Source organism: Streptococcus sp. HMSC072D05, assembly GCF_001815805.1.
Classification (GTDB): Bacteria; Bacillota; Bacilli; order Lactobacillales; family Streptococcaceae; genus Streptococcus.
The window spans coordinates 156,439-161,201 of sequence record NZ_KV821994.1 but is presented as its reverse complement, the minus strand read 5'-3'; the positions used below and the strand labels follow the sequence as shown (position 1 = coordinate 161,201).

Sequence of the window (4,763 nt, the reverse complement as noted above, 5' to 3'; positions counted from 1 at the left end):
AAAACTGCGCCACTGGCTAGGAAACTCCCTGATAAAAGCAAGGCATCCACTTCTTTTTGCACCAAATCACTCTCACCCGTCAACATGGCTTCATTGACTTCCGCAAATCCTTCCAGAACCAGAGCATCACTAGGAATCTGCTCCCCAGCAGACAAACGAATGACATCTCCTAGAACCAACTCTTCTGGATCGAGATCGACTTCTTGACCATCACGGATGGTTTTGACCTTTTCCTTAGTCATGAGATTGAGCTTGTCCACCATGTGTTTAGCCCGTAGCTCAGTCACAATCCCAGAAAAGGCGTTAAAGCAAATAACGGCAAAGAAGACCAGATTGCTCCAAGCCTGCACAAAAGCTAGTGCCAAAGCAATAACAAAGTTTAATGCGTTAAAAAGTGTAAAAACATTTCGTTTGATGATTTGCCAAGTACTGGTACTGGCTGAAGCGGTAAAGTCATTGACCAAACCTTGAGCCTGTCTTTCCTTGACTTCTCTTTGGGTTAATCCCATAATCTTATTTTTATCCATAAATTCTATCATATCATTTTTTTTAAAAGAATTCTAATCCCATCTAAAACTGTTGGCTGATAACTGAAAAAGTTTGCCAGTAGTCTTTTGATAAGGTATAATAATAAAAGCAATACAATCGAAGGAGATCTCATGTTTTATACTTATTTGCGTGGACTAGTCATGCTGATTTTGTGGTCCATCAATGGCAATGCCCACTATCACAATACTGATAAAATCCCTAGCCGAGACGAAAACTATATCCTCGTCGCACCTCACCGTACCTGGTGGGATCCTGTTTACATGGCCTTTGCGACCAAGCCAAAACAGTTCATCTTTATGGCCAAAAAAGAGCTGTTTAACAACCGTATCTTTGGCTGGTGGATCCGTATGTGCGGCGCCTTTCCTATCGACCGGGAAAAACCTAGTGCCTCTGCCATCAAGTACCCTATCAACGTCCTCAAAAAAAGCGACCGCTCTCTCATCATGTTCCCAAGTGGGAGCCGTCACTCAAATGATGTCAAGGGTGGAGTAGCCTTGATTGCTAAAATGGCTAAGGTTCGTATCATGCCGGTTACCTACACCGGTCCCATGACCTTGAAAGGCTTGATTAGCCGTGAACGTGTGGATATGAACTTTGGAAATCCTATCGATATCTCAGACATTAAGAAAATGAATGATGAAGGGATTGAAATGGTTGCAGACCGTATCCAAGCAGAATTCCAACGTTTGGACGAAGAAACCAAGCAATGGCACAATGATCAAAAACCAAACCCACTCTGGTGGTTTGTCCGCATCCCTGCCCTTATCCTTGCAGTGTTTGTTGGTATCCTAACGATTATCTTTAGCTTTATCGCAAGCTTTATCTGGAATCCAGATAAGAAGAGAGAGACTCTTGGTTAAAAAATACAATTATCCCTTAGCTTTTGCCAAGGGATATTTCTTTTATTCGATTTTCCATTTTTGGGACAACCAGTTGGAAAAGGCTAGAAATCGCTCAGCCACTTGCTCATGATGCCCATAAGGATCAAAAACAAACTGCCCAGTCAGATAACGTTTCTGAAGACTGGTATGGATCTGCTCAGCATAGGCTGGTGCTTGACCCAAGCGATTGGTATGATGGGCTCCTTCTGTTTGGCCATTCTGTAAATACAGCAAACAATCTAAATTTTTCACCTTTTCTTCCCTGCAATAAGTCGTAAAATCAGGGTACCAAAAGGAACCACAGATAGAGAAGATACAGGAGACCTTATCAAAATGGAAAAGACTGTATACAGCCGCCAAACCACCTAGTGAGTAACCCCCATAAGCAAGGCGATTTTTGTCCAGACGATAAAGCGACTGCAGCTTGTCTAAAAGACTACCAAATAAATGATCATGATAGGCATTTGCCTGACCCCCAAAATCCAGAGCCCCATCTCTCAGAGCAGATGCCTTCCATGGAGTGTAGTCATCTAGGCGATTTTTAGAGGTCAAGCCCACTAAAATCACAGATTCTGAAAGGGAAGATAGAAAATCCAAGTTTCCATCATTCAAGAGAACAGCTGGATAGGTTTGGTTGGGATCATAAGTCGAAGGAAGGCTGACCTTGACTTGGATCCCTTCCCAGTCAAACTCATTATTTATTGATAAAGTCATTGATTTTCTCAAGGGAATCAATCACTGCTGGACCATAGTCCATTAACTCATCGTAAGAAATGGTCATGATTTTTTGATTCTTAATAGCAGGAACATTTTCCAAAACTTCATTTGCCTTCATCAACTCTACTGCGTTAGCATCCAATTTTTTATTGCGGTCGCTGGTTACATAGATAATCAACTCAGGATCCATTGACACGAGATTTTCCAAGGTCAAGCCTGATGTTCCCGTTGCAACGTTGGTATAACCAAGTTGATTTAACAAGCTCTCTTGCAAAGCAGACTTGTAAGCACCAAAGGTTTCGTCATTATAAGCAACCATAATCAAAGCCTTTTTCTTTTCACCTTGGCTTGTCGGGTTTGCTTTCTTAACAGCGTCAATTTTAGCTTGTAATTGGGCTGCGTATTCATTAGCCTTGTCCTGAACATTGAAAATCATTCCAAGATTTTTGACATCTTCTACGATATTTCCCAAATCTTGCTGAATCGTTGAGAGAGAAGCTTTTTGCGTATAGACTGGGATTTTGTTTTCATTCCAAGCGCTAACTGTTCCCAAGGATTTTTCTGAAAACATCATGTTTCGACCCATCACCGCATCTGGCTCATAAGAAAGGACTGTCTCTTGAGAGACTGTTTTTTTATCACCGATTTGAGGAATGGTCGCAATCGCGTCCTTGTATTTGTCCGTCACAGCATTGTCCGGGTTGAGCATGCCAGCAATTTTATCCTTCAAGCCTAACTCCAACAAGATTTCAGTGGTTGAAAGATTGTTGGTGATAACTTTTTCAGGTGCCTTGTCAAAGACTTGTTCGACTTCATTTCCCTTAACATCATAGGTTTTAACCGTTAACGGATAAGTCGTCTCTGTGCTGGCCTTTTGACTTGTTTCTGTGCTAGACTGCGTGGTAGCTTTTTCTGTAGTAGTGTTGCCACAAGCTGCCATGGTTAAGGTAGCTACTGTTACGAGTAAAATGCTTAGTGTTTTTTTCATCTTATTTTCCTTTTTACTTTTATAAATAGTGAATCATGGCTTGCTGATCCTCGGTCCAAGTCACCTGACTTTGAACTCCGTATACAGTTTGCAATGACTCAGGGGTGATGGTCTCCTTTGGAGTCCCTTGGTAAAGGATTTCTCCCTCTTTCATCAGATAGAGATAATCCGAATAGCGACAAGCAAGTTGAATATCATGTAGGACAGCTAAAACATTGACCTTGAGATTCTTCACAATTGCCAACAAGTCTAACTGGTACTTGATATCCAGGTGATTGGTAGGTTCATCCAGGAGCAAGAGAGTCGGTTCTTGCGCCAAGGCGCGTGCCAACAAGACTCTCTGTTTCTCGCCCCCTGACAAGGACGAATAGAGACGAGTTTTCTTCTCAAGCATATCCACCTTGACGAGAGCATCTTGAACGAGGGCATAATCCCTTTCCTTTTCCTTCTGTAAAAAAGAGAGGTGGGGAGTTCTGCCCAACAAGACGATTTCCTCAACTGTACAATCAAACTGCAATTGATTAAACTGGGTGACAACTGCCATTTGCTTGGCTGTTTCTTTGAGTGACCAATGCTCCAGTGGCTTTCCATCTAGGCTTATCAAGCCTTTGTCCGCCTTTTCCTGACGATAGAGGAGTTTAAGCAGGCTGGTTTTTCCACTTCCATTTGGCCCTAGTATCGTGTGAAATTGATACCCCTCAACCTTAAGAGAAACTCCTTTGAGGATTTTTTTCTCTCCTAGTCCAAAGTGGACATCCTGACAAATCAAGTCCATATCAGGCCCTCACCTCCCTTCGCCTACCTCCAACAATGTAGATAAAGAAGGGAGCACCTACTAAGGCTGTGAAAATACCAATCGGCAGCTCAGCATTTGGAATGATGACACGAGAGAGTACATCTGCCCAGACGACAAAGAGGGCACCCAGTAAGGTCGCAATGGGAAAAAGTCTCCTGTAATTCGTTCCTACTAACCCTCGAGCTAAGTGAGGAGTAATGAGACCAACAAATCCAATAATCCCACAGGTGGCCACCAAGACTGCTGTCAGCACAGCCACCATGGTCACATAAAGATACCAATAGAAGCGTAAGGGAATTCCCAACGTTAAAGCAGCCTCATCTCCCATCATCATCGCATTAAAAACACGATACTGGGTAGCGAAAAATAGAAAGGCTACTCCCACTACTATAGTTGGCAAGAGTAAGTCAGACCAGTTAGTTCCGGCAAGCGAACCCATGGTCCAAAACTTAATGGTCATCACACTGTCCGCATTAGCGCCAACTGAGATAATAAAGTTGGAAAATGCCAGAAAGAGAGCATTGACCACCGTTCCTGATAAGATCAGACTAGAAGTCGTCATCCTTCCCTGCATAGAGGCAATGATGAGGACAGCAATGGTTGCCAAAATAGCTCCAAGAAAAGCTCCAAGGCTAATCACTAATTTTAAACCAAGAATGATGCTCAAGGTTGCCCCTAGAGTTGCACCCGCAGAAATTCCTAAGACATAAGGCTCTGCGATGGGATTGTTCACTGTGGACTGCATCACGCTACCACACATAGAAAGACCAGCCCCAACTATCAAGCCTAACAATACTCGGGGGAATCTCATATTCCATACAATGACAAGAGT

General features: G+C 42.9%; 5 protein-coding genes and 1 pseudogene. 1 reads left to right on the top strand and 5 read right to left on the bottom strand.

Annotated features, from left to right (window positions below; genetic code table 11):
* Positions 1-527 (bottom strand): annotated as a pseudogene (locus HMPREF3057_RS02685) (ATPase); the annotation flags it as partial.
* Between the two features lie 132 nt (positions 528-659).
* Between HMPREF3057_RS02685 and HMPREF3057_RS02680 the strand changes: the two are divergent.
* Positions 660-1,409 (top strand): lysophospholipid acyltransferase family protein, encoded by a 750-nt coding sequence (locus HMPREF3057_RS02680; RefSeq protein ID WP_000500182.1) that lies wholly within the window; start codon positions 660-662, stop codon positions 1,407-1,409.
* Positions 1,410-1,451: 42 nt separating this feature from the next.
* Here HMPREF3057_RS02680 and HMPREF3057_RS02675 read toward each other — a convergent pair whose 3' ends face one another.
* From HMPREF3057_RS02675 to HMPREF3057_RS02660, 4 genes are all read right to left on the bottom strand, one after another.
* Positions 1,452-2,144, bottom strand: a complete 693-nt coding sequence (locus HMPREF3057_RS02675; protein ID WP_000175783.1) for an alpha/beta hydrolase-fold protein — start codon at positions 2,142-2,144, stop codon at positions 1,452-1,454.
* The gene (locus tag HMPREF3057_RS02670) at positions 2,125-3,135 is read right to left on the bottom strand and encodes an ABC transporter substrate-binding protein (RefSeq protein ID WP_000753261.1); all 1,011 of its coding nucleotides are present in this window, start codon (positions 3,133-3,135) and stop codon (positions 2,125-2,127) included. Before HMPREF3057_RS02670 ends, HMPREF3057_RS02675 begins: the two co-directional genes overlap by 20 nt.
* 19 nt (positions 3,136-3,154) lie before the next feature.
* Positions 3,155-3,910 (bottom strand): ABC transporter ATP-binding protein, encoded by a 756-nt coding sequence (locus HMPREF3057_RS02665; protein ID WP_000364130.1) that lies wholly within the window; start codon positions 3,908-3,910, stop codon positions 3,155-3,157.
* 1 nt (position 3,911) lies between these two features.
* Positions 3,912-4,763: FecCD family ABC transporter permease (locus HMPREF3057_RS02660; protein WP_257370674.1), on the bottom strand; the 852-nt coding region annotated here is incomplete at its 5' end.

Bases quoted from the DNA above. Each gene is read 5' to 3' on its own strand.
- HMPREF3057_RS02675 (WP_000175783.1), bottom strand. From the start codon at position 2,144: ATGACTTTATCAATAAATAATGAGTTTGACTGGGAAGGGATCCAAGTC.
- HMPREF3057_RS02670 (WP_000753261.1), bottom strand. From the start codon at position 3,135: ATGAAAAAAACACTAAGCATTTTACTCGTAACAGTAGCTACCTTAACC.
- HMPREF3057_RS02665 (WP_000364130.1), bottom strand. From the start codon at position 3,910: ATGGACTTGATTTGTCAGGATGTCCACTTTGGACTAGGAGAGAAAAAA.
- HMPREF3057_RS02680 (WP_000500182.1), top strand. From the start codon at position 660: ATGTTTTATACTTATTTGCGTGGACTAGTCATGCTGATTTTGTGGTCC.